Annotated in this window: 15 protein-coding genes; 10 read left to right on the forward strand and 5 right to left on the reverse strand. The window is 69.7% G+C overall.

What is annotated here, in order from left to right:
* Positions 1-148 precede the first annotated feature (148 nt).
* On the reverse strand, positions 149-1,171 hold the full coding sequence (locus tag GD1_RS16760) for an aspartate-semialdehyde dehydrogenase (protein ID WP_059038396.1): 1,023 nt from the start codon (positions 1,169-1,171) through the stop codon (positions 149-151).
* Between the two features lie 4 nt (positions 1,172-1,175).
* Positions 1,176-2,441, reverse strand: a complete 1,266-nt coding sequence (locus tag GD1_RS16765; protein WP_053777483.1) for an aspartate kinase — start codon at positions 2,439-2,441, stop codon at positions 1,176-1,178.
* A gap of 146 nt (positions 2,442-2,587) precedes the next feature.
* Here GD1_RS16765 and GD1_RS16770 point away from each other — a divergent pair, with 146 nt between their 5' ends.
* The 3 genes from GD1_RS16770 (at position 2,588) to GD1_RS16780 (ending at position 6,353) form a co-directional block, all read left to right on the forward strand.
* Positions 2,588-3,889, forward strand: a complete 1,302-nt coding sequence (locus GD1_RS16770) for a putative hexosyltransferase (protein WP_244882820.1) — start codon at positions 2,588-2,590, stop codon at positions 3,887-3,889.
* A gap of 111 nt (positions 3,890-4,000) precedes the next feature.
* On the forward strand, positions 4,001-4,411 hold the full coding sequence (locus GD1_RS16775) for a DUF7144 family membrane protein (RefSeq protein ID WP_020794370.1): 411 nt from the start codon (positions 4,001-4,003) through the stop codon (positions 4,409-4,411).
* Between the two features lie 46 nt (positions 4,412-4,457).
* The gene (locus GD1_RS16780) at positions 4,458-6,353 is read left to right on the forward strand and encodes an alkyl/aryl-sulfatase (RefSeq protein WP_059038397.1); all 1,896 of its coding nucleotides are present in this window, start codon (positions 4,458-4,460) and stop codon (positions 6,351-6,353) included.
* Positions 6,354-6,469: 116 nt separating this feature from the next.
* Here GD1_RS16780 and GD1_RS16785 read toward each other — a convergent pair whose 3' ends face one another.
* Positions 6,470-7,156 carry a TetR/AcrR family transcriptional regulator gene (locus tag GD1_RS16785; RefSeq protein WP_059038399.1) on the reverse strand — a complete coding sequence of 229 codons (687 nt, stop codon included), beginning with the start codon at positions 7,154-7,156 and terminating at the stop codon, positions 6,470-6,472.
* 124 nt (positions 7,157-7,280) lie between these two features.
* Here GD1_RS16785 and GD1_RS16790 point away from each other — a divergent pair, with 124 nt between their 5' ends.
* On the forward strand, positions 7,281-8,834 hold the full coding sequence (locus GD1_RS16790; protein WP_059038401.1) for an MFS transporter: 1,554 nt from the start codon (positions 7,281-7,283) through the stop codon (positions 8,832-8,834).
* Between the two features lie 6 nt (positions 8,835-8,840).
* Here the strand turns inward: GD1_RS16790 and GD1_RS16795 are convergent, their stop codons facing one another.
* Entirely contained in the window at positions 8,841-11,366 is a 2,526-nt protein-coding gene (locus tag GD1_RS16795; protein ID WP_059038403.1) for a winged helix-turn-helix domain-containing protein, read from the reverse strand.
* A gap of 252 nt (positions 11,367-11,618) precedes the next feature.
* Between GD1_RS16795 and GD1_RS16800 the strand changes: the two genes are divergently transcribed.
* Positions 11,619-11,930 carry a DUF8691 family protein gene (locus tag GD1_RS16800; protein ID WP_157079526.1) on the forward strand — a complete coding sequence of 104 codons (312 nt, stop codon included), beginning with the start codon at positions 11,619-11,621 and terminating at the stop codon, positions 11,928-11,930.
* Positions 11,931-11,944: 14 nt separating this feature from the next.
* Here GD1_RS16800 and GD1_RS16805 read toward each other — a convergent pair whose 3' ends face one another.
* A complete protein-coding gene (locus tag GD1_RS16805) occupies positions 11,945-13,243 on the reverse strand; it encodes a hypothetical protein (RefSeq protein ID WP_152972764.1) in 1,299 nt (432 codons plus the stop codon).
* 176 nt (positions 13,244-13,419) lie between these two features.
* Here GD1_RS16805 and GD1_RS16810 point away from each other — a divergent pair, with 176 nt between their 5' ends.
* The 5 genes from GD1_RS16810 to GD1_RS16830 all read left to right on the forward strand — a co-directional run bounded on the left by GD1_RS16810 (position 13,420) and on the right by GD1_RS16830 (position 20,246).
* Positions 13,420-13,992: a nitroreductase family protein gene (locus tag GD1_RS16810; protein ID WP_020794232.1), complete on the forward strand. Its 573-nt coding sequence runs from the start codon at positions 13,420-13,422 to the stop codon at positions 13,990-13,992.
* Between the two features lie 10 nt (positions 13,993-14,002).
* Complete coding sequence (locus GD1_RS16815) at positions 14,003-16,951, forward strand: AfsR/SARP family transcriptional regulator (RefSeq protein WP_059038405.1); 2,949 nt, start codon at positions 14,003-14,005, stop codon at positions 16,949-16,951.
* 99 nt (positions 16,952-17,050) lie between these two features.
* Complete coding sequence (locus GD1_RS16820; protein ID WP_020793723.1) at positions 17,051-18,040, forward strand: ATP-binding cassette domain-containing protein; 990 nt, start codon at positions 17,051-17,053, stop codon at positions 18,038-18,040.
* On the forward strand, positions 18,037-18,861 hold the full coding sequence (locus tag GD1_RS16825; protein ID WP_020793724.1) for an ABC transporter permease: 825 nt from the start codon (positions 18,037-18,039) through the stop codon (positions 18,859-18,861). Before GD1_RS16820 ends, GD1_RS16825 begins: the two co-directional genes overlap by 4 nt.
* Before the next feature lie 47 nt (positions 18,862-18,908).
* A complete protein-coding gene (locus GD1_RS16830; protein WP_244882823.1) occupies positions 18,909-20,246 on the forward strand; it encodes a hypothetical protein in 1,338 nt (445 codons plus the stop codon).
* The last annotated feature ends 375 nt before the right edge of the window (positions 20,247-20,621 follow it).

Below are 20,621 nucleotides of genomic sequence, written 5' to 3' on the forward strand. Positions count from 1 at the left end.
GGACGCAACCACTTTGGATGGTCGAGCCGGGACCGAGCCGCCAAGGCGAGGACCCGTGTCGAGACCCGGTGAGACAACTATGTCGGCAACCATGAACGACGGCGGGGCCGGGTGACATGCACCCGGCCCCGCCGTCGGGGTGTGGAACTCAGACCAGCAGTTCGGCGATCTGGATCGTGTTGAGCGCAGCGCCCTTACGGAGGTTGTCGCCGGAGACGAACAGCGCGAGGCCGCGACCTTCCGGGACACCCGGATCCTGACGGATGCGACCGACCAGCGAGTTGTCCTGGCCTGCGGCGGCGAGCGGGGTGGGGACGTCGACGACGTCCACTCCTGCTGCGCCCGAAAGGATCTCACGGGCACGCTCGGGCGAGATCGGACGGTCGAACTCGGCGTTGATCGACAGCGAGTGACCGGTGAACACCGGCACGCGCACGCACGTGCCGCTCACCAGCAGCTCGGGCAGTCCGAGGATCTTACGAGACTCGTTGCGCAGCTTCTGATCCTCGTCGGTCTCCCCGGAACCGTCGTCGACCAGCGCACCGGCCAGCGCGATCACGTCGAAGGCGATCGGCGCGACGTACTTGTCGGGGGCCGGGAAGGTCACCGAGGAACCGTCGTAGACCAGCTTCTCGACGTCGTCGATCACCGCACGCGCCTGCGACGCGAGCTCCTCGACGCCGGCCAGGCCGCTACCCGAGACCGCCTGGTACGACGACACGATCAGGCGAGTCAGCCCGGCCTCGTCGTGCAGCGGCTTGAGCACCGGCATCGCGGCCATGGTGGTGCAGTTCGGGTTGGCGATGATCCCCTTCGGCGGGGTCTTGGCCAGTTCGCCGTTGACCTCGCTGACGACCAGCGGGACGTCGGGGTCCTTGCGCCACGCCGACGAGTTGTCGATCACCGTGACGCCGGCGGCGGCGAATCGCGGCGCCTGCTCACGCGACATGGTGGCGCCGGCCGAGAACAGGGCGATGTCGAGGCCGGACGGATCGGCGGTCGAGGCGTCCTCAACAACGATCTCCCCGTCACCCCACGGCAGCGTCTTGCCCGCCGACCGCGCCGACGCGAAGAACCGCACCGAGCTCGCGGGGAACTTGCGGTCGGCCAGCAGGGCCCGCATGACGCCGCCGACCTGACCGGTGGCGCCGACCACTCCGATGTTGACCATGGTGCTACCGCCCCGTTCCTGCGTAGACGACCGCTTCTTCCTCGCCACCGAGGTCGAATGCCTCGTGGATGGCGCGGACCGCGTCGTCGAGTTCGGTGTCCCGGCACAGCACCGAGATCCGGATCTCCGAGGTGGAGATCAGCTCGATGTTGATACCGGCCTTGCTCAATGCCTCACAGAAGGTGGCGGTGACGCCGGGATGGCTCTTCATACCCGCACCCACCAGCGACACCTTGCCGATGTGGTCGTCGTAGAGCAGCTCGGTGAAGCCGATCTCGGCCTGCAGCTTGGTGAGCTTCTCCACGCCCATCGGGCCGAGCTCGCGCGGCAGGGTGAAGGTGATGTCGGTCTTGCCGGTCTCCACCTTCGAGATGTTCTGCAACACCATGTCGATGTTGATCTCGGCGTCGGCCACCGCGCGGAAGACCTTCGCGGCCGAACCCGGCTTGTCGTCGAGGCCGACGACGGTGATCTTCGCCTCACTGCGGTCGTGTGCGACACCGGTGAGAATCGCTTCTTCCACGGGAATGTCCTCCATCGAGCCGGTCACCATGGTGCCGGGTTTGGTCGAGTACGACGAGCGCACGTGAACGGGAACGTTGTACCGCCGGGCGTATTCCACGCACCGCAGCATCAGGACCTTGGCACCGCACGCGGCCATCTCGAGCATCTCCTCGAAGGAGACCGCGTCGAGGCGGCGGGCGTCGGGCACGATCCGCGGGTCGGCGGTGTACACGCCGTCGACGTCGGTGTAGATCTCGCAGACGTCGGCCTCGAGGGCGGCGGCGAGCGCGACGGCGGTGGTGTCGGACCCGCCGCGGCCCAGGGTGGTGACGTCCTTGGTGTCCTGGGAAACCCCCTGGAAGCCCGCGACCAGCACGATCTTGCCCTCGTCGAGCGCGGTCCGCACACGGCCCGGGGTGACGTCGATGATCTTCGCCTTGCCGTGGCTGCTGGTGGTGATCACACCTGCCTGCGAGCCGGTGAACGATTGCGCCTGCGCACCCAGCGAACTGATCGCCATCGCGACCAGCGCGTTGGAGATCCGTTCACCGGAGGTCAGCAGCATGTCCATTTCACGGGCCGGGGGCGCCGGGTTGACCTGCTGGGCGAGGTCGAGCAGTTCGTCGGTGGTGTCACCCATCGCCGACACCACCACGACGACGTCGTTGCCCTGCTTCTTGGTCTCGACGATCCGCTCGGCGACCCGGCGGATACGTTCGGCCGAGGCGACCGAGGATCCGCCATACTTTTGCACCACGAGTGCCACGTCGGGTGACCTCCTGCAGATTGTCGTTACGTCGGATGCGATGTTTGCGCCGACAACCTTACCGGCGCGGCGCCGGTGATTCGCGCCCCGTCCGTCCGGACCGGCCACGACACGTATCCGAAGGGTGCTGCCCTACCATCGCTGAGGTGTCCACCACCCGCACGGTCGGCGACGTTGACCCCCTCCCCGACGCCGCGCCGGACGACGTCACGACCCGGCGCCGGGCGACGCCCGACTGGCGCTCGTGGGTGGCCCCGATAGCGATCTACCTGGTGGTTCGCGGTGTGGGCATCCTGACGCTGATCCGGTTCGACGCGCTGCGGGGCAGATCGCTGCGCGAGTCGCTGTCGGCGTGGGACGGCGAGTGGATGCTCGCGATCGCCGAGCACGGCTACGCCGGGGTGCCGTTCGATCTCACCGATGCCCGTGGCATCCACACCGCTGACACCGCGCTCGCGTTCTTCCCCGGCTACCCATATCTGGTGCGCGCGGTGGCGTCGTTGCCGCTGATCAGCCCGTATGGGGCGGCCGTCGGCATCAACCTGCTCCTCGGATGTGTGGCCGCGGTGGGCGTGGCGCGGCTCGGTGAGCTGTGCGTCCGGGCGATGCGCGGCCGGTCACCGATCGTCCCCGGCCCCGACGCCACCGGGCCGGGCCGCATCGATACCGCCCGGGTGGGACTGTTCCTGGTGGCGCTGTTCGCGGCCACACCGATGTCGGTGGTGCTCAACATGGCCTACACCGAGACCTTGTTCTGCACGCTCAGTGTGTGGGCGCTGGTCGGCGTGCTGCGCCGGCAGTGGGTGCTCGCCGGGATCTGCGCGGCCCTGGTGGGCACCGTCCGGCCGACCGCCGTCGTCGTGATCGGGGTGGTGATGCTGGCGGTGCTGATCGACCGGTTCGGGCCCGGCGGTGAGCGTCGGCGCGCCGACGACGGGTCGACGTGGCAGTCGGTGGTGCCGTGGATCGCGTTCGTGATCAGTCCGGTGGGCTACCTCGGCTACCTGGGATATGTGTGGTCGCAGACCGGGTCGCCGACGGGATGGTTCGCCGTCCAGACCGAGGGCTGGGACACCCGATTCGACGGCGGGGTGGCCGCGTTCAACTTCGTCAACGACATGCTGGTGAACTCCGACGGCCTGGTCCCGGTGGCGGTGTCGTGGATCATCGTGATCACGCTGGTGCTGATCGCGGTGGCCGTGTGGGCGCGCCTGCCGTGGCCGGTGCTGGTCTACGGCATCCTCGTGGTGGCATCGATCGTGCTGTCCAGCGGGCTGATGATGAGCCGCCCCCGGCTGCTGCTGCCGGCCTTCGTGTTGCTGGTGCCCGCGGCGATCGGTCTGGCCCGCTGCCGGCCGCGTGCCGGGATCGCGCTGCTGATCCCGATCGTGATCGGCAGTTCCTGGTTCGGCGCGTACATGCTCACGGTCTACCCCCACGCGATGTGACGTCGACGATCTGCTGAGGTCCCGCGGCGATCACCCCGCACGGGTGAGGCGTGTGGTCGGGATCGGCGCGATGCTGGATGCACCGTCCGTCGTCGCTCGAAGGGACCCACCATGGCCACGAATCCGCCTCCCGACAAGTCCGGTTCGGTCGGGCAGGGCATCGCCGGTGTCACGACGATCGCGGCGGCCACGCTGCTCCTCGTCGCCGGTCTGCTCGGCCTGCTCCAAGGCATCTCCGCCGTCGCCAAGGACCAGCTGATCGTCGTCGGTCAGCAGTACGTCTACAACTTCGATGTCACGACGTGGGGCTGGATCCACATCGTCGTCGGGATCATCGCCATCCTCGTGGCGATCGGCATGTACGCCGGGGCGGCCTGGGCACGGGTGGTCGCCATCATCATCGCGGCGTTGTCGCTGATCCTGAACTTCCTGTGGCTGCCCTACTACCCGTGGTGGTCGATCGTCATCATCGCCGTCGACATCATCGTGATCTGGGCGGTGGCGACCTGGCGGACCGAGTGAACTCGCCACGCCGGTTTCCCGATCCCACACTCCCCGAACAGAACCCATGAACCCATCGCCAAAGCCCGCCTCCGACACCGTGATCGCCCATCAGAATGCGGTGCGCGAGGCACTCCCCTTCGCCGACACCACCGACTTCGACGACGCCGCACGAGGTTTCATCGCACGGACGCAACCGGCCGCGGTGACCGGCGACGACGGGACCGTGATCTGGGACAACTCCACCTACGACTTCCTCTCCGGCGATGCACCGGACACCGTGAACCCGAGTCTGTGGCGGCAGTCGCAACTCGTCGCGACGGACGGGCTGTTCGAGGTGGTGCCGGGCATCTACCAGGTCCGCGGCCTCGATCTGTCGAACACGTCGTTCGTCGAGGGCGTCACCGGTGTGGTCGTGATCGACACGCTGTTGTCGGAGGAGACCGGGCGGGCGGCCCTCGAGTTGTATCGCGCGCACCGGGGAGACCGTCCGGTCACCGCGATCGTCTACACCCACTCCCACGTCGACCACTTCGGCGGTGTCCGGGGCTTCGTGTCACCGGAACAGGTCGAGTCCGGCGAGGTGAAGATCTTTGCACCGGAAGGATTTCTGGAACATGCCGTCGCCGAGAACGTCTACGCGGGAACGGCCATGGCCCGCCGGGCCGGCTACATGTACGGCGCCGCCCTCGCGCGCGGCCCGCAGGGGCAGGTCGGCGCGGGCCTCGGCCAGACGGTGTCGACCGGCACCATCACCCTGATCGCCCCCACCGACATCGTCACCGCCACCGGGCAGGAGGCGACGGTCGACGGCGTCCGGATGGTGTTCCAGATGGCCCCCGACACCGAGGCGCCGTCGGAGATGCTGATCTATCTCCCCGGATTCAAGGCGCTGTGCGCGGCCGAGGACGCGACGCACACCTTCCACAACCTGCTGACCCTGCGGGGTGCCGTCGTCCGGGATCCGCACGGGTGGGCGAAGTACCTCACCGAGACGATCGATCTGTTCGGTGCCGACGTCGAGGTGGTCTTCGCCTCGCATCACTGGCCGACGTGGGGTAACCGGCGGGTCGTGGACTTCATTGCCACCCAACGCGATCTGTACGCCTATGTGCATGATCAGACCCTTCGGATGCTGAACCGGGGGCTGACCGGACCCGAGATCGCCGAACAGATCGAATTGCCACCGGCACTGGAGAACTCGTGGTCGGCGCGCGGCTACTACGGGTCGGTCAGCCACAACGTGAAGGCCGTCTATCAGCGCTATCTCGGCTGGTTCGACGGCAACCCGGCATCACTGTGGAAACACACACCGGTCGAGCAGTCGACGCGGTACGTCGACTTCATGGGCGGCTCCGACGCCGTCGTGGCGAAGGCACGGAAGTCGTTCGCCGACGGCGACTTCCGCTGGGTGGCACAGGTCGTCAATCACGTGGTCTTCGCCGACCCGACACATGCCGGCGCCCGCGAGTTGCTCGCCGACACCTACGAGCAACTAGGCTACGGCGCAGAGAACGGCACCTGGCGGAATTTCTACCTCTCCGGTGCAACCGAACTACGCGGCGGCGTCTTCGGCAGCCCCACCCAGACGGCGTCGGCCGATCTCCTCGGCCGGTTGACTCCCCCGATGTTCTTCGACGCCATCGCCATTCGGGTCGACGGGCCGGCCGCGTGGGACGAGCGGCTCTCGATCGACGTGCACATCACCGGCACCGACGACACCTATCGGCTCCGCCTGGCCAACGGGGTGCTCACCTACAGCACCTATCCGCAGCCGACACCGGCCGATGTCGGCGTGAGCGCCACCGCGGCAACCCTGCCGCTGCTCGCGGTGGGCGGGATGTCGGCCGAACAGCTCGCCGACGCCGGGATCGAGATCACCGGAGACGTCGGAACGCTGGCCCGGCTCGCGGCGTTGCTGGAACCCGGGGACCCGGATTTCGCGATCGTCACACCCGAGTAGCGGTCACACCGGAGTAGTCGTCACACCGGAATGGGCGTCACACCCGAGTAGCGGTCACACCGACGTGATCATCACACCGGCGCGGCAGTCGTGGCGGGGCTCACCGAGCCGGTCCCTCACCTCCCGTCGGCGGTGGCCGCCTCGAATCCCGCACACAGGTAGGCCACGCCGGCATCGAGGGCGGCGCGCGGGTCGAGCAATCGCGCCGCCGCCGGGTCGCCGACGATCGCGGCCAGGTGCGGCAGGTTCTCGAGCCCGGTGGTGATCCGCCCGGAGACGATGTCGGCGAGCCCGCCGGGGTCGTCGCCCGCCGGCCCCGACCGCATGAGACGGTCGCTCACCGCGGCGAGGGCCACACCGTTGATGTACGACCACACGGTGAGCACCATGTCGACCGCCCGAACCGCGTCGACACCGAGCTCGAGAAAGCCCTCGGCCAGCCAGTTCATCCCGTCGAGCGCCTCGGCACCGAACCCGTAGCGGGGCACCGAGTACGCCAGCAGCACCCACGGATGCCGCTGGTACAGGGCCCAGTCGATGTCGGCGGCGATCGCCACACGCTCACGCCAGCCGGCCGGTACCGGGTCGCCGACCGGATACGGGAACCGGCGACCCACCTCGGTGACCATCGCCTGCAGCAGGGCGTCTTTGTCGTCGACGTGCCGGTACAACGACATCGCGCCGACGCCGATCTCCTCGGCGAGCCGACGCATCGACACGGCGTCGAGACCATCACCGTCGGCGACGTCGATCGCCGTGTTCACGATCACCGCCGTCGTCAGTTTGGTCGGCTGTGGGGCCACCGGCGGTCAACTCCTCGTCCAGCTGGGAATATTCGGGTTGCGTACAGCGTACCCATCTGGCGTATCGTGGTGTTCGCGTACGTCGTACGCAGCATCCGCCCACGAGACAATCCGGAGCCGACTCATGTCCACCACCTGCCCGCCCACCGATCAGCGCGACCGGGACACCTCGGCCGCCGATCGACGCGCCTGGTGGGGACTCGCGGTCCTGACCTTGCCGGTGCTGCTGGTGTCGATGGACTTCTCGGTGCTCTACCTCGCGATCCCGTCGATCACCGTCGCGCTCGACCCGAGTGCCGCCGAACAGCTGTGGATCCTCGACATCTACGGCTTCCTGATCGCCGGCCTGCTGATCACGATGGGCAACGTCGGCGACCGGATCGGCCGTCGGCGCATCCTGCTCGCCGGTGCCGCGGTGTTCGGGATCGCCTCGGTGATCGCCGCATTCGCCCCGTCGGCGGAGGTGCTCATCGCCGCGCGGGCGCTGATGGGAATCGGCGGCGCGACGCTGATGCCGTCGAGCCTGTCGCTGATCGCCAACATGTTCACCGACGGACGCAACCGGGCCCGCGCGATCGGCGTGTGGACCGCGGCCTTCGCCGGCGGGTCGGCCATCGGTCCGGTCATCGGAGGCATTCTGCTGCACCACTTCTGGTGGGGTGCGGTGTTCCTGATCAACGTGCCGGTGCTCGCCGTGCTGTTCGTGCTCGGTCCGCGGCTGGTGCCGGAGTACCGGGCCGACGGGCCGCACGCCCCGTTCGACGTCACCGGCGTCGTCCTGTCGATGCTGGCGATCCTGCCGATCATGTACGCCATCAAGACCGCGGCGTCGGAGGGGTTCTCCCCCGTGATCATCGCGAGCGCCACGATCGGGGTGCTCGCCCTCGTCGGGTTCGTCCTGCAACAGCGGGCCGCCCGCGCCCCGCTGCTCGACCTGTCGCTGTTCGGTTCCGGACGGTTCGTCATGGCCATCCTCGTCGCCCTGCTGGGCATGATGACGCTGGGCGGCACCTCCTACCTGACCGGGGTGTACCTCCAGTCGGTGCTCGGTCATGACGTCCTGGTGGCCGCGTTCGCGGGCCTGCCGATGGCCATCACGGTGGCGGTGTTCTCCATCGGCACCGGGCGCGTGGTGGCCCGGTTCGGCGAGCGGGCCTCGCTCTCCGGGGCGGTCGCCCTGTCCGCGATCGGCCTGGCCGGCCTACAGTTCCTGACCACCGACAGCCCGCTGTGGATCTACATCGTGTCGACGGCGGTCGCCGGTGTCGGCTTCGCGGTGCAGTTCAGCCTGGTGTCGGAGATCGTCGTCGGTTCGGTTCCGCCGGAGCGGTCGGGTGCGGCGTCGGGCATCTCCGAGACGAGCTTCGAACTGGGTACCGCCTCCGGACTCGCCGTGCTCGGATCGATCGCCACCCTGGTGTTCCACGCCTCCGGCGCCGGTCTGGGCTTCGGCGACACCCTCGGCGAGACCCTGCAGACGGCATCCGGGATGGGACCCGACGGGGTGGCGCTGGCCGATGCCGCCCGCGCGGCCTACGTCGACGGTCTGCACGCCGCGATGGCGCTCGCGGTGATCGCCCTGGGCGTGCTGAGCGTCGTCATCGCGGTCGTGATGCGTGAGCGGCCGGCGGTGGTGGAGCAGGTCGTCGAGACCGGACGGGTCACCGAAGCGCACTGACGCCGGTCACAGCAGCCGTAGCGACCGGGCCCGGGTGACCGCCTCCCGACGGCCGCTGACACCGAGTTTCTGATAGACCGCACGCTGATGGGTCTTCACGGTGTTCACCGAGATGTAGAGCGCGCCGGCGATCTCGGAGATCGTCATCGAGCCCACCAGATGATGGAGGATCTCCATCTCCCGGGCGCTGAGCGGCACGAACCGCCCGTCGTCGGCGGTCCGCCGGCCCTCCGACGGCATTCTGCGGAGCAGTCCGAGCGCGAAGTCGGCCTGTGGACTTCCCCGCTCGATCCGGCCGGCGAGCAGGTCCCGGATCTGTTCTGCCCGTTCGAGAAACGGCCGCCGAAGATCCTCGGCAGCGGCCGCGGCCAGGGCCCGATCGATGAGTTCCGTCCGAATCTGTTGGTCGACAGCAGGATTCGACGCCACCGCCAGCGAATGCTCGACGAGTTCCCGGGTGGTCGGCCGATCGGGCAGGGCAGGTGCGTCGACGTGTCCCCGCCGCCCCGAACCCGAGTCGACGTAGGCGGCGACCACCGACCCCAGCGCCTCGGCCTCACGTCGCAGCGCCGCCGGGACGACGTCGAATCCCGTGCCGGTGACGGCATCCCGCATCACCGATGCGGCGTCGTAGGCGGCACCCCGACGGAGCAGGATGCGCACGCGCATCATCGCCAGGACGAGCAGGGTGTGGGGTTCGATGGCCGACGCGGCCGCCGCCTGCACCCACGCGTCGGCGGCGTCGAGGTCGTCGCGGTCGAGCGACACCCCGACGAGCGCCAGATACGCCGACGCCGCATGGGCCGCCGCCGGAATCCCGGCCTCGGCGAATCCGGCGATCGCCTCGCGGGCCCGGTCGTCGGCCGAGGTGAGCTCCCCGCTGCGCCACTGCAGATATGCCAGGTGCGCCCGGGCGTTGAGCACCGGCAACATGATCGGCGGACCGGCCGTCGCCGTCGCCGCCTCGATCAGATGCGACCGTGCCGGTTCGATCTCACCGGTCCACAGTTCGCTGCTGCCGGTGTTGCTGGTCACGAGCACCCCGATGACCGGCCAGTCGGTGAGACCGGAACCGGCGAGGGCTGCCGGGTCGGTGTTCACCCGGCGGCAGCCGGCCAGCATGCCGTCCACATCGCCGGTCCAGCGCCGGTATCCGATGTCGATCAGGTCGAGGAGGAGTTCGAGGCGGGGGCGGGCGCTGCCGCAGGTGTCCAGCCGTGACCGGGCCGCCACCGCGAACCCCTCGATCTCGGCGGTGAGCCCGGCCATCGCCCGGACCGCGGCCGCGCCGGTCGCCAGCCCGGGGCGGGCCAGAACCTCGTCGAGGGCTACGCCGTCGAGAATTCGTTTGAGCTCGAAAGGATTCCGGCAGACGGTCCACGTGACCGCATGCCGGCCGACCAATGTCGCGGCCGCATCCCAGTCGTGGGCGGAGATCGCGTGTCCGAGTGCCACCAGCGGCCTGCCCTGATCGGCGTACCACTGCGCGGCGCGGCGGTGGAGGTCGAGGAGTTCGCGCTGATCGTGGATTCGGCTGCGCAGGAAGTCCAGCAGGAGCGGATGCAGCCGGAACCAGCCCGGCTGGTCGCCGAGTTCGTGGACAAAGGCGTGCTCGCGGGCCAGCTGGACGAGCGTCGCCTCGCCGTCGACCCCGGCACCGAGCGCCTCGGCGAGTTCGGGGCACACCACGTCGACGACGCTGACGCGGATCAGCAGATCGCGCCAGGCCGGCGGCATCCGCTGATAGACCTCCTTGAGGAGGTAGTCGGCGATGTACCCGGTGCGGCCGGTGATCCCGTCCACGAACCCCTCCGGGTCATCGGAGTTCGCCGCACCCAATGCGGCCAGACGGATTCCGGCGGCCCACCCCTGGGTACGGTCCACCAATGCCGTCGCGATCGCCGGCCCCAGCGAGAGATCGAGCGATTCGAAGAGCGCCATCGTCGACGCGACGTCGAAGCGGAACAGGTCGGTACGGATCTCGTCGATCCGCACGTCCAACCGCATCCGATGCAGCGGCCAGGGCGGATCGTGCCGGGTGATGCACACGATGTGCAGGCCCGCCGGCGACACCGCCACCAACTGCTGCACCTGCTCGTGCGCCTCGGGACCGGTCACGCCGTGCAGATCGTCGAGCACCAGCACCACCGGGCCGGAGCGGCGAGCGATCCAGCCGGCCAGCCGGCGGGGCACCTCGGCGGGCGCCCGATCGGCCAGGACCGCGACCGCCGCCAGTTCTCCGTCGTCGCCGGCCATCCGGACGAACCCGTCGATCACCGCCGACCACAACCGTGATGCCGACTCCCCGACGGCCCCGAGGTTCGCCCACGCCACCTGCTCCACCATGCGCGAATCCAGCCACGCCGCCATCGCCAGGGATTTCCCGTAACCGGCCGGTGCACAGACGACGAACACATCGGCACGCAGCACCCCGTCGAGCCGGTTCAGCACATCGGCGCGCAGAACGATGTTGCGGACGACCGGCCCGGTGGGCGCAGTCGAATTGCGCCCGGAATCGGCGTCGGATGCCATCGATCACCCGTCTGTCGAGAAATCATTCACAACCGTCCGGGATTCGTCTCCGCGGATATCGGGTTGCCGTCACGATTCTGCCGTCACAGTTCTTCTGCAACCACTCCATCCACTCCCGGCCCGTCGTCATTGTGCCCCGCCCATCGCCTCACCGCGACAAGGTGTCCGAATTCTCCGATCGTGATGTCGGGATAAGCGATCGCGCCGTCGTCCGCTTGGGGGACAACGACGTCCGATTAGATCTCACCCTGTTTGCGTGACGCGGACGAAGAACTCGTCGGCCACACTGAAATCCGATCCACACGGGTGAACCCAGGGGTGATTCCGATTACCGAGATCTATCGATTTCGCATCGAGGGCGAATTGAGCGCCGAGTTGCTCGACTCCTTTCACCCGGTGTGGGTCGATCGAGATCACGGTGACACCGTCTTCGGATGCGCTGTCGTCGACTCGTCCCAGATGTTCGGAATCCTCTCGCGTTGCGAGATCCTCGGGCTACGGGTGACGGAATTCCACCTCGTCTCCTACCAGTCCCCTGATCGGGACGACTCCCCGCTCTCCTGACAACCGGCGTCGGATCATTCCGACGTCGGCTGTCGGGTCTCCTCGGTCGGCGGATCCGAATCCTGCGGGCCCCCGACGGCGGCTGTCGGGGAATCCGGTGGTGACGACCGGATCACCGACCGGCTGACCAGCTCGATCACCGCCAGTACCACGGCGACGACGACCGCCACGACCAGGACGACCAGCGCCGACGGCGACGTCCAGAACACCACGATGAGCGCACCCGCCAGCACGACGAGCACCTGCAGCATCCGGCGGTTCTGCGACACCCCCCGCGCCCAGGCGGCCGGCACATGTCCGCCACCGCGCCGGACCACCGCATCCATGACGCGACCACCCCCGGCCCGCAGCCGTCGGGCCGACGCCGACCCGCCGGCCACGAATCCCACGACGGCGAGCACCAGACCCACCGCGGCCACCGATCGGAGCGCGACCCGCAACGGGTCCAGCACCGCGTCGAGCACCACGCGTGCGGCCGCCCCCGATCCCACCGACGACGGGATCTGGTCGATGAGGACCGAACGGGTGATCAGCAGGGCGATCGCCAGGATCACCATCCCGACGACCACGGCCACCCCGATGACCGCCGTGGTCGACCAGCGGCGTCCCCGACCGGCCAGGACCACCGCCGCCGCCGCGCAGCCGAGGGCGATCCACGGCAGCACCCAGGCCACGGCGTCCAGGATGCGGTTCACGCGTTGGGCCTTGGCGAGTCCGGGGGCGTGCAGCAGCACCAGCTGACGGTCGGTCGACGTCGGCAGGTGCTGGGCAAAGGACAGTCCCTGGTCCAGCAGCCGGGTACGCACCCCGACGAGGATCGGATCCAGGGAGATCGCCACCGTGCCGTTCGACCCGATCTGGACCGCGTCGCGTCGTGCCCGGCCGGTCAGCAGGGCGACGAGCGCCTCGTGGGCCTGCCGGTTGGCGTTCTCCCATGCCGTGGCGAACCGGTCGGAGGCCACGAACTCCTCGACCGCCGACCGGGTGAACTCCTGCAGGCGGCTCGCGATCATGGGTGCGGCCGCGGTGGCCACCCCCTCCAGTCGCGGCCGGTCACCGGGGATGAGCTGTGCGAGTTCGTCGACCATCGAGTCGGTGATGGCCTGGTAGTCGACGTGGCCGGCGATCTCGTCGTTCACCGCCTCGGACACCGCGTGTTGCACTGCGGGGTCGGTCGCCAACGGCCCCACCACCGACACATAGGTGTCGGAGTCCAGCAGCACCGCGCGCACATATCCGGCGGTCACCGAGCCGATGGTCAGGATGGCGGTGAGCGTGACGAGCACCGCCACCATGATCCTGCGTGCGGACATCGATCACCTCCGGACGCCGGGCTCCCCTCGCTCATGGTCCGCGCCTGACGGCGGACCACACAAGCGAACTCACCCACAATGGGCGATGGCCACCGGGGCCGGTCACGGCGGCAGCCAGCGCGGCGCGGATACCGCCCGGAAACCCCGGTGACCGGCGACGACGTATCCTCGACCCTGTGCACGAACTGATCGAGAAGCGCTGGAGCGCACGCGGCTACGACCCCCACGGCGAGGTCACCGTCGCGGCGGTGACCGACATCCTCGAGGCCGGGCGGTGGGCACCCACCTGGGGCAGGCTGCAGCCGGTCCGGTTCGTGGTGGGCCTGCGGGGTGACGACACCTTCGAGCGCCTCGTGGCGGTCCTCAACCGCGGCAACAAGAGCTGGGCGCCCGCCGCGGGCGCACTGATCCTGCTGTGCACCACCGACGACGCCGACGACGTCAAACCCCACGACTACGGCGGGGTGGACCTCGGTTTCGCCGCAGCGCAGATGAGCCTCGAGGCGGTCGCCCAGGGACTCATCCCACATCCGATGGCCGGTTTCGACGCGGTCGCCGCCCGCGAGGTATTCGACATCCCGGATGACAAGCGGCCCATGCTGATCCTCGCGATCGGTGTACTCGCCGACGACCCGGCCACGCTGGCCGACGAGGTCCGCGAACGCGACGAGATGCCCCGGCAGCGGCTCCCCCTCCACCAGATCGCCTTCACCGGCGAGTGGGGCCGGCCGTTCACCGACGCCGGCTGATCGCCTCGACATGGGCGTGTCAGGGTCGAATCCGCTTGTCGGACTTCTGGGTCCGGTCACCGTCGTGGTGGACGGCCGCCCGGAACCGATCACGTCCGGACGGACCCGGACACTGCTGGTGACCCTGGCGCTGGCGCACCCCCACCCGGTCGGATCGGCGCGGCTGATCGAGGCAGTGTGGCCGGAGCGGGCCCCGCAGAATCCCGCCGGCGCCCTGCAGACGCAGGTGTCGCGGCTGCGGCGGATACTGGGCCCCGACAGCATCGCCGGGTCGGCCGCCGGATACCGCCTGACCACCGACTCCCCCGCCTCCGATCTCGCGGCGGCCGAGGAGTTCCTGCGCACCGACGCCGCCGACGATGCCGCCGGGGCAACGCTGCTGCGGTCGTGGTGGCGGGGCGAACCCGGAACCGATCTGCCCGCGGGCGATATCCGCGACGAACTGATCGAGCGGTCCGATCGTGCGGCCCATGCGCTGCGCGAACGTGACTGGCACGGGCGGCTGGCCCGTGAACCCGGCCGGGTGGCGGCCGAGATCGCCGAATTGCGTTCTGCGGCATCTCTCGACGAGCACCTGGCCGCCCTGCACATGCGGGCCCTGCTGCAGGCCGGCGATCCCAATGCCGCACTCGCCGTCCACGCCGAGCTGGCGGCCGGTCTCGCCAATGCCCTCGGGACCGATCCCGGTCCGGAGGTCGCGGCGGCACACAGTGCGGCACTGGCCTATTCACCGTTGCCGCACACCCCGGCACCCCCGGCCGACGCCTATGTCACGGGCACCGCCGCGCTCGAGGAGCTCACCGCCGCCCTCGCGGCGTCGGCGGTGGTCACGGTGACCGGTCCGGGCGGTATCGGCAAGACCCGGCTGGTGACCGAATACATTGCCGCACAACAGCCGACGAATATCTTCGTGGATCTGTCGGCGGCACGGCAGGCCGACGACACACTCGCCGCGGTGGCCGTGGCCCTCGGCCGGGGTGCGGTCCCGGATCGGAGTGTGTCGCTGCGGCCGCAACCGCACACCGCCGGGGCGGCGGTGGCCCAGCTCGCCCCGCCCGACACCGTCGTCGTCCTCGACACCTGCGAGCACCTGCCCGGTGCCGTGGCCGACATCATCGCCGAGATCCGTTCACGCCGTTCGGATATCCGCGTGATCGCCACCAGCCGCACCCCGCTCGACCTCGCCGGCGAACACCTGGTGGCGGTGGGCCCGCTGCCCGGGCCGGCCGCCGCGGACCTGTTGACCCGACGCGCCCGCCGGGTCCGCGGCGACGTGCGCCTCGATCCGGCTCTGGTTACCGAATTGTGCACGCGGCTCGACGGTTCCCCGCTCGCCCTGGAACTGGCCGCCGCCCAGCTGCGGTATCTGTCGCTGGCCGACATCGTCGGCCGGCTCGATGCACGGTTCGGTCTGCTCGCGGTACCCGGCGAGGGCCGCCATCACGCCCTGGCCGACGTGGTCGCGGCCAGCTGGGATCTCCTCGACGACCGGGGCCGCCGCGTGCTGGCCGTGCTCGCCCTGTTCCCCGGCGACGTCCGAATCCACGACGCGCTCACCTTCGACCGCGTCACCGTCGAAGGCCTGGCACAGGTCTGCGATCACAGCCTGGCCACGGTGATCGAGGGCGACGACGGACTCACCCGCTACCGACTGACCGAGACCGTCCGGGACTTCACCCGCACCCGCACGGGCCGGGACGAGGATGCACTCGACGGCGAATTCGTCTGTTGGGCGGTCGATCTGCTCGAATCACTCGGCGCCGGCCTGCTGGCCGGGGAGGTGGTCGGCGTCGTCGCACGCCTCGACGAGAGTTCCGATGCGCTCCTGGCCGCGCTGCATGCGGCGGCGGACGGACACGGACCGCAGGGCTCGGTGGCCCGGCTGCTGCCGGTGATCACCTGGCGGGTGATCCGGACCGGCGGCTACCCCGACGCCGAACGCTTTGCCCTCGCCGCGATCGACGACGCGACCGGCAGCGAGTGTTGTGTCGGCATCGCCTGTGCCACCGCCTATCTCATCCTCCTGATCCAGCCCCGGGCGGCGGCCCGGGCCCGGGCCCGGCTGCGTCGCCTCGCCGCCGGTGCCACATTGCCGCCGGTGATCGCCCTGATCGTGCACCTGCTGACCGCATCCCCGTCGGACTTCACCCGGATCGTCACCCGCGCCGCGCGGTCGCGGGACCCGATGGTGGTGGCGGTCGCCGAGATCATCCGTTCGGACTCGGCCGAGTTCCTCGCCGTACCGACCCTGTCCCGGCGGGCGGCGCTGCGAGCCCTCGTCGCCGCCGAACGCACGCGGCACCCGTGGCTGGTCACCACCGGCCGGCACCGCCTCGGCCGCGGGCATGCCCTACTCGGCGACCACGCCGGCGCAGCGGTCCATCTCGGCCGGGCCGCGGCCGACTACGCCGCCCTCGGGCTGGCCGAGGACGCCTGTCAGGTGCGGGTCCATCAGGCGCTCGCCGTGCTCCGGTCCGATCCGGATCTGGCCGGCGAACTCCTCGATTCCTGTCTGCGTGAGGCCGGCGACTCCGGGCGCGCCTATGTGGCGACCGCCCACATGGCCCGCGCCCAGCTCCGGGCGGCCGCCGACCCGTCAGGGGCCCGGCGCACCGCCGACACCGCGATCGCCGTGATCGGCCCGCCGCATGACGGGCATTCGGCCTACCTGCACGGGGTGCGGGCGGCGATCCTGTTCGTGACCGGTGCCGACACCGAGGCACGTCTCGCCGCGGAGGGCCTGCGGGTCGCATTGGGGTGGCTCGCGATGATGCCCACCCCCAATCTGCCCGCCCTCGGCGCGGCCGCCGCAGCGATCGGCATGGTCACCGGACTCGACGCCGACGACCCACTCCTCGCGGCGGCCCGCGGCGCCCGCTACCGGCGCGACTTCCCCGTCGTCGACATCGGCCCCGGGCCGGCGTCGCACCGGACCGCATTGCTGTCACTGCTGCACTGACCCCCTCCGACCTGCGTGAAAGCGAGATGAAAGTTCCGCGGTGCACTCTTCTCGCATCCCGGGAACCCGGTGGGTTCCCTGCCGACATGGAGGTATGCAGTGCTCCCCGACATCGCGATCCGCGCCGAACACCTGCGCAAGACGTTCGGTGACGTCGTCGCCGTCGACGACGTCAGCCTGACCGTCCCCACCGGCACGGTGCTCGGTGTGCTCGGGCCCAACGGCGCGGGCAAGACCACCACCGTCCGGATGCTGGCGACGCTGATCCGCCCCGACTCCGGTTCGGCGACGGTCTTCGGTCGCGACATCGTCTCCGACGCCACCGCCGTCCGCTCCCAGATCTCGCTCACCGGCCAGTACGCCTCGGTCGACGAAGACCTCACCGCGTCGGAGAACCTCGAGCTGTTCGCGCGGCTGCTCGGCTACCGCGGGCGGGCCGCCAAGAAGCGTGCCGCCGAACTGATCGAGCAGTTCGACCTCACCGCCGCGGCCAACCGCCCGGTGTCGGGGTTCTCCGGCGGTATGCGACGCCGCGTCGACCTCGCCGCGTCGATGATCCGCAAACCGGCACTGCTGTTCCTTGACGAGCCGACCACCGGTCTCGATCCCACCACCCGCCAGGAGGTGTGGACCGCGGTGCGTGAACTCGTCGCCGGGGGCAGCACGGTGTTGCTGACCACCCAGTACCTCGAGGAGGCCGATCAGCTGTCGGATTCGCTGGTCGTCATCGATTCCGGTCGGGTGGTGGCCTCCGGCGACGCCGACACCCTCAAGGACCGTGTCGGCCAGCGGTCGCTGGAGATCGCCCTGTTCGACGCCGTGCGGCTCACCGAGGCGACCGACATCCTGCGGCGCGTGCTCGACGGTCCGATCACCACCACCCCCGAGAACGGCCGGCTGCTCGCCGCGATCTCCGACCCCACGCTGTCGGCGCGCGCGGTGGTCGCACTCGAGGAGGTGGGTATCCCGGTCGCCGAGATCGCGGTCCGCCGACCGAGTCTCGACGACGTCTTCTTCGCCATCACCGCCGGCGACTCGCCCGGCTCGACGACCCCCGCACCCGCCGACTCCGAGGAGGATGCCGCATGACCGCCGTCGCCGACACCTCGCCCGCCACCACCGCAACCTTCGCCCCGCCCATCGAGCGGGTCGGGTTCGCGCAGGCGGTCACCGACACCATCACGATGACCCGCCGCGGGCTGCTCCGGATGAAGCACACCCCGCAGCAGCTGTTCGACGTGATCGTGGTGCCGATCGTCTTCACCGTCATGTTCGCCAACATCTTCGGCGGTGCGATCGCCGGTGATGTCTCCGCCTATCTGCCGCAACTGGTTCCGGGTGTGCTGGTCGCCGTGGCGATCAACAGTTCGGTGGTCACCGGTGTGCAGCTGCGTGAGGACATGGACCGAGGTGTGTTCGACCGGTTCGTGTCGCTGCCGATCGCGCGGATCGCGCCGCTGGCCGGCTCACTGATCGCCGACATCGTGCGCTATGCGATCGCCGCGGTGATGTCGCTGGGCGTCGGCATGGTGATGGGCTACCGCCCGCACAGTGTGCTCGGCACCATCCTCGGTGTGCTGCTGACCATGTTCGCGGCGTTCGCGATCAGCTGGATCTTCGCGCTGATGGGTGTCCTGCTGTCCAAAGCCTCTGCGGTGCAGGGTGTCTCGATGCTGATCCTGATGCCGCTGACCTTCACCTCGAATGTCTTCGTGCCGGTGCAGACCATGCCCTCCTGGATCGCCTCGGTTGCCGACATCAACCCGGTCTCGCATCTGGTGTCGTCGTTGCGGTCACTGGCCAACGACGGCCAGGTCACCGCGCACGTGGGCTGGACACTGATCGGCGCCGTCGTGATCATCGCCGTGTTCGCACCGATCGCGGTGCGCGCCTATCTCCGTCGCGCCTGACCGCCCGAGATCCCGGGCACCCCATCACCTTCGGAAGGACTGGCATCGTGGCCGACCAGACCGACGCCTCTGTCACCGCACCCGCACCGGCACGTCCCGAGCGACTGACCCCCGACGACGACCTGTTCGTCCGGATGGAGCAGGCGCTCGACCTGCCGGTGGTCAACCAGGTGGTGTGGCGGATACCCGGTGAGCTCGCCCGTGCCGATTTCGATCGGCTGGCGAGCGGGCTGTCCCACAGCCGGCTGGCCAGGCTGGTCCGGCGCAGCCCGCTTCCGGTGCGCGACCGGTGGTTCCACTCCGTATCTGCCGGTGTGTCGCACTACGCCGACGATCCGATCCCGGCGTCGTCGATCCTCGACTGGGCGCGCGGGCAGGCCGGTGCCGGCTTCGACGTGGTCGCCGGACCGTCGTGGCGGATCTCGGCGGTCCGATCCGCCGACACCGACGAGACGTTCGTGACGTGGACGGGATCCCATGTGATTGGTGACGGCGGTGCGGTACTCGGCGGGATCGCGGAGGTCCTCGTCGGCGTCCCGTTCGACACCACCAACGCCCCCACCGGCATCGTCGACACCCTGACCGAGTTGGGTTCCTCGATCGGCGGGTCGGTGAAAGCCGCTGTGCGCCTGATCCGCACCCGTCCGCAGCCGATCGTCCGTCCGGAGGCCCGCCCGGTGCCCGCGGTGGACGAGTCGTCGTGGGGCGGGGTCAGTCCGACGGCGGTGGTGACCATCGACGGCGGCGCCTACGACGCCGCGGCATCGGCCGCGGGCGGCACCATGACCACGCTGTTCGCCGCGATCGTCATCGGGGTGCTCGAGGCCACCGGCCGGGTGGTGGAGGGCGATGTGGTGCCGTTGAGTCTGCCGATGTCCACCCGCACCCCGGGTGATCGTCGCGCGAATGCGACGACCGGTGTCACGGCGCGGATTCCGGTGACCGCCGACCGCTACCACGATCTCTCGCCGCTGCGCACCGCCACCAAGGCCGCCTACGGCGAGTTGTCGGCGGGACCGGGTCAGCTGTCGCTGCTCGGCCGGATCGCGCAGCCGCTCGGTGACGGTCTGGTGCGTCGGCTGGCCGCCGATTCCCGCGCGCCGCTGTGCCTGGCATCCACCCTGGGCACCCTCGATCCCACCTTCGCCGGTCTCGGGACCGGCACCCCCGGTTCGGTGGCCCTCCGCTCGGTCACGGTGGGCACCACCGCAGAGACGTTGCGTCGCATGCAGGGTGGGGTCAGCGCCTGGCTGGGCCGCAGCGCCGGTTCGATCACCCTGTGCATGACCTCCCTCGACCCCGATCGGGTGGCCGACGACGCCGCCCTGACCGGACTGATCACCAGGGAACTCGATCGGTGGGGCCTGTCCGCGAAGTCGTGGTGACACGCCCGCCCGCTCCGTGACCAGGCCATCCTCGCGCGACGTAGGCCTGGCTGCACCCACGTCCGAGCCGGCCACCATGGATGGTCGAGCCGGTCACCTTGGATGGTCGAGCCGGGACCGAGCCCCCAAGGCGAGGACCCGTGTCGAGACCCCGTAAGACAACAATGTCCGCAACCACCTCAGAGGTGCCCACCTTGGATGGTCGAGCCGGGACCGAGCCCCCAAGGGCGAGGACCCGAGTCGAGACCCCGTAAGACAACAATGTCGGCAACCACCCCAGAGGTGCCCACCTTGGATGGTCGAGCCGGGACCGAGCCCCCAAGGGCGAGGACCCGTGTCGAGACCCCGTAAGACAACAATGTCCGCAACCACCTC

Origin of the sequence: Gordonia desulfuricans NBRC 100010 (genome assembly GCF_001485495.1) — a bacterium.
Lineage (GTDB): Bacteria > Actinomycetota > Actinomycetes > Mycobacteriales > Mycobacteriaceae > Gordonia > Gordonia desulfuricans.

What these genes read in the sequence shown, in the direction of transcription:
- GD1_RS16825 (WP_020793724.1), top strand. Translation starts at nt 18,037, where the DNA reads ATGACCGCCGTCGCCGACACCTCGCCCGCCACCACCGCAACCTTCGCC.
- GD1_RS16760 (WP_059038396.1), bottom strand. Translation starts at nt 1,171, where the DNA reads ATGGTCAACATCGGAGTGGTCGGCGCCACCGGTCAGGTCGGCGGCGTC.
- GD1_RS16775 (WP_020794370.1), top strand. Translation starts at nt 4,001, where the DNA reads ATGGCCACGAATCCGCCTCCCGACAAGTCCGGTTCGGTCGGGCAGGGC.
- GD1_RS16780 (WP_059038397.1), top strand. Translation starts at nt 4,458, where the DNA reads ATGAACCCATCGCCAAAGCCCGCCTCCGACACCGTGATCGCCCATCAG.
- GD1_RS16805 (WP_152972764.1), bottom strand. Translation starts at nt 13,243, where the DNA reads ATGTCCGCACGCAGGATCATGGTGGCGGTGCTCGTCACGCTCACCGCC.
- GD1_RS16815 (WP_059038405.1), top strand. Translation starts at nt 14,003, where the DNA reads ATGGGCGTGTCAGGGTCGAATCCGCTTGTCGGACTTCTGGGTCCGGTC.
- GD1_RS16795 (WP_059038403.1), bottom strand. Translation starts at nt 11,366, where the DNA reads ATGGCATCCGACGCCGATTCCGGGCGCAATTCGACTGCGCCCACCGGG.
- GD1_RS16790 (WP_059038401.1), top strand. Translation starts at nt 7,281, where the DNA reads ATGTCCACCACCTGCCCGCCCACCGATCAGCGCGACCGGGACACCTCG.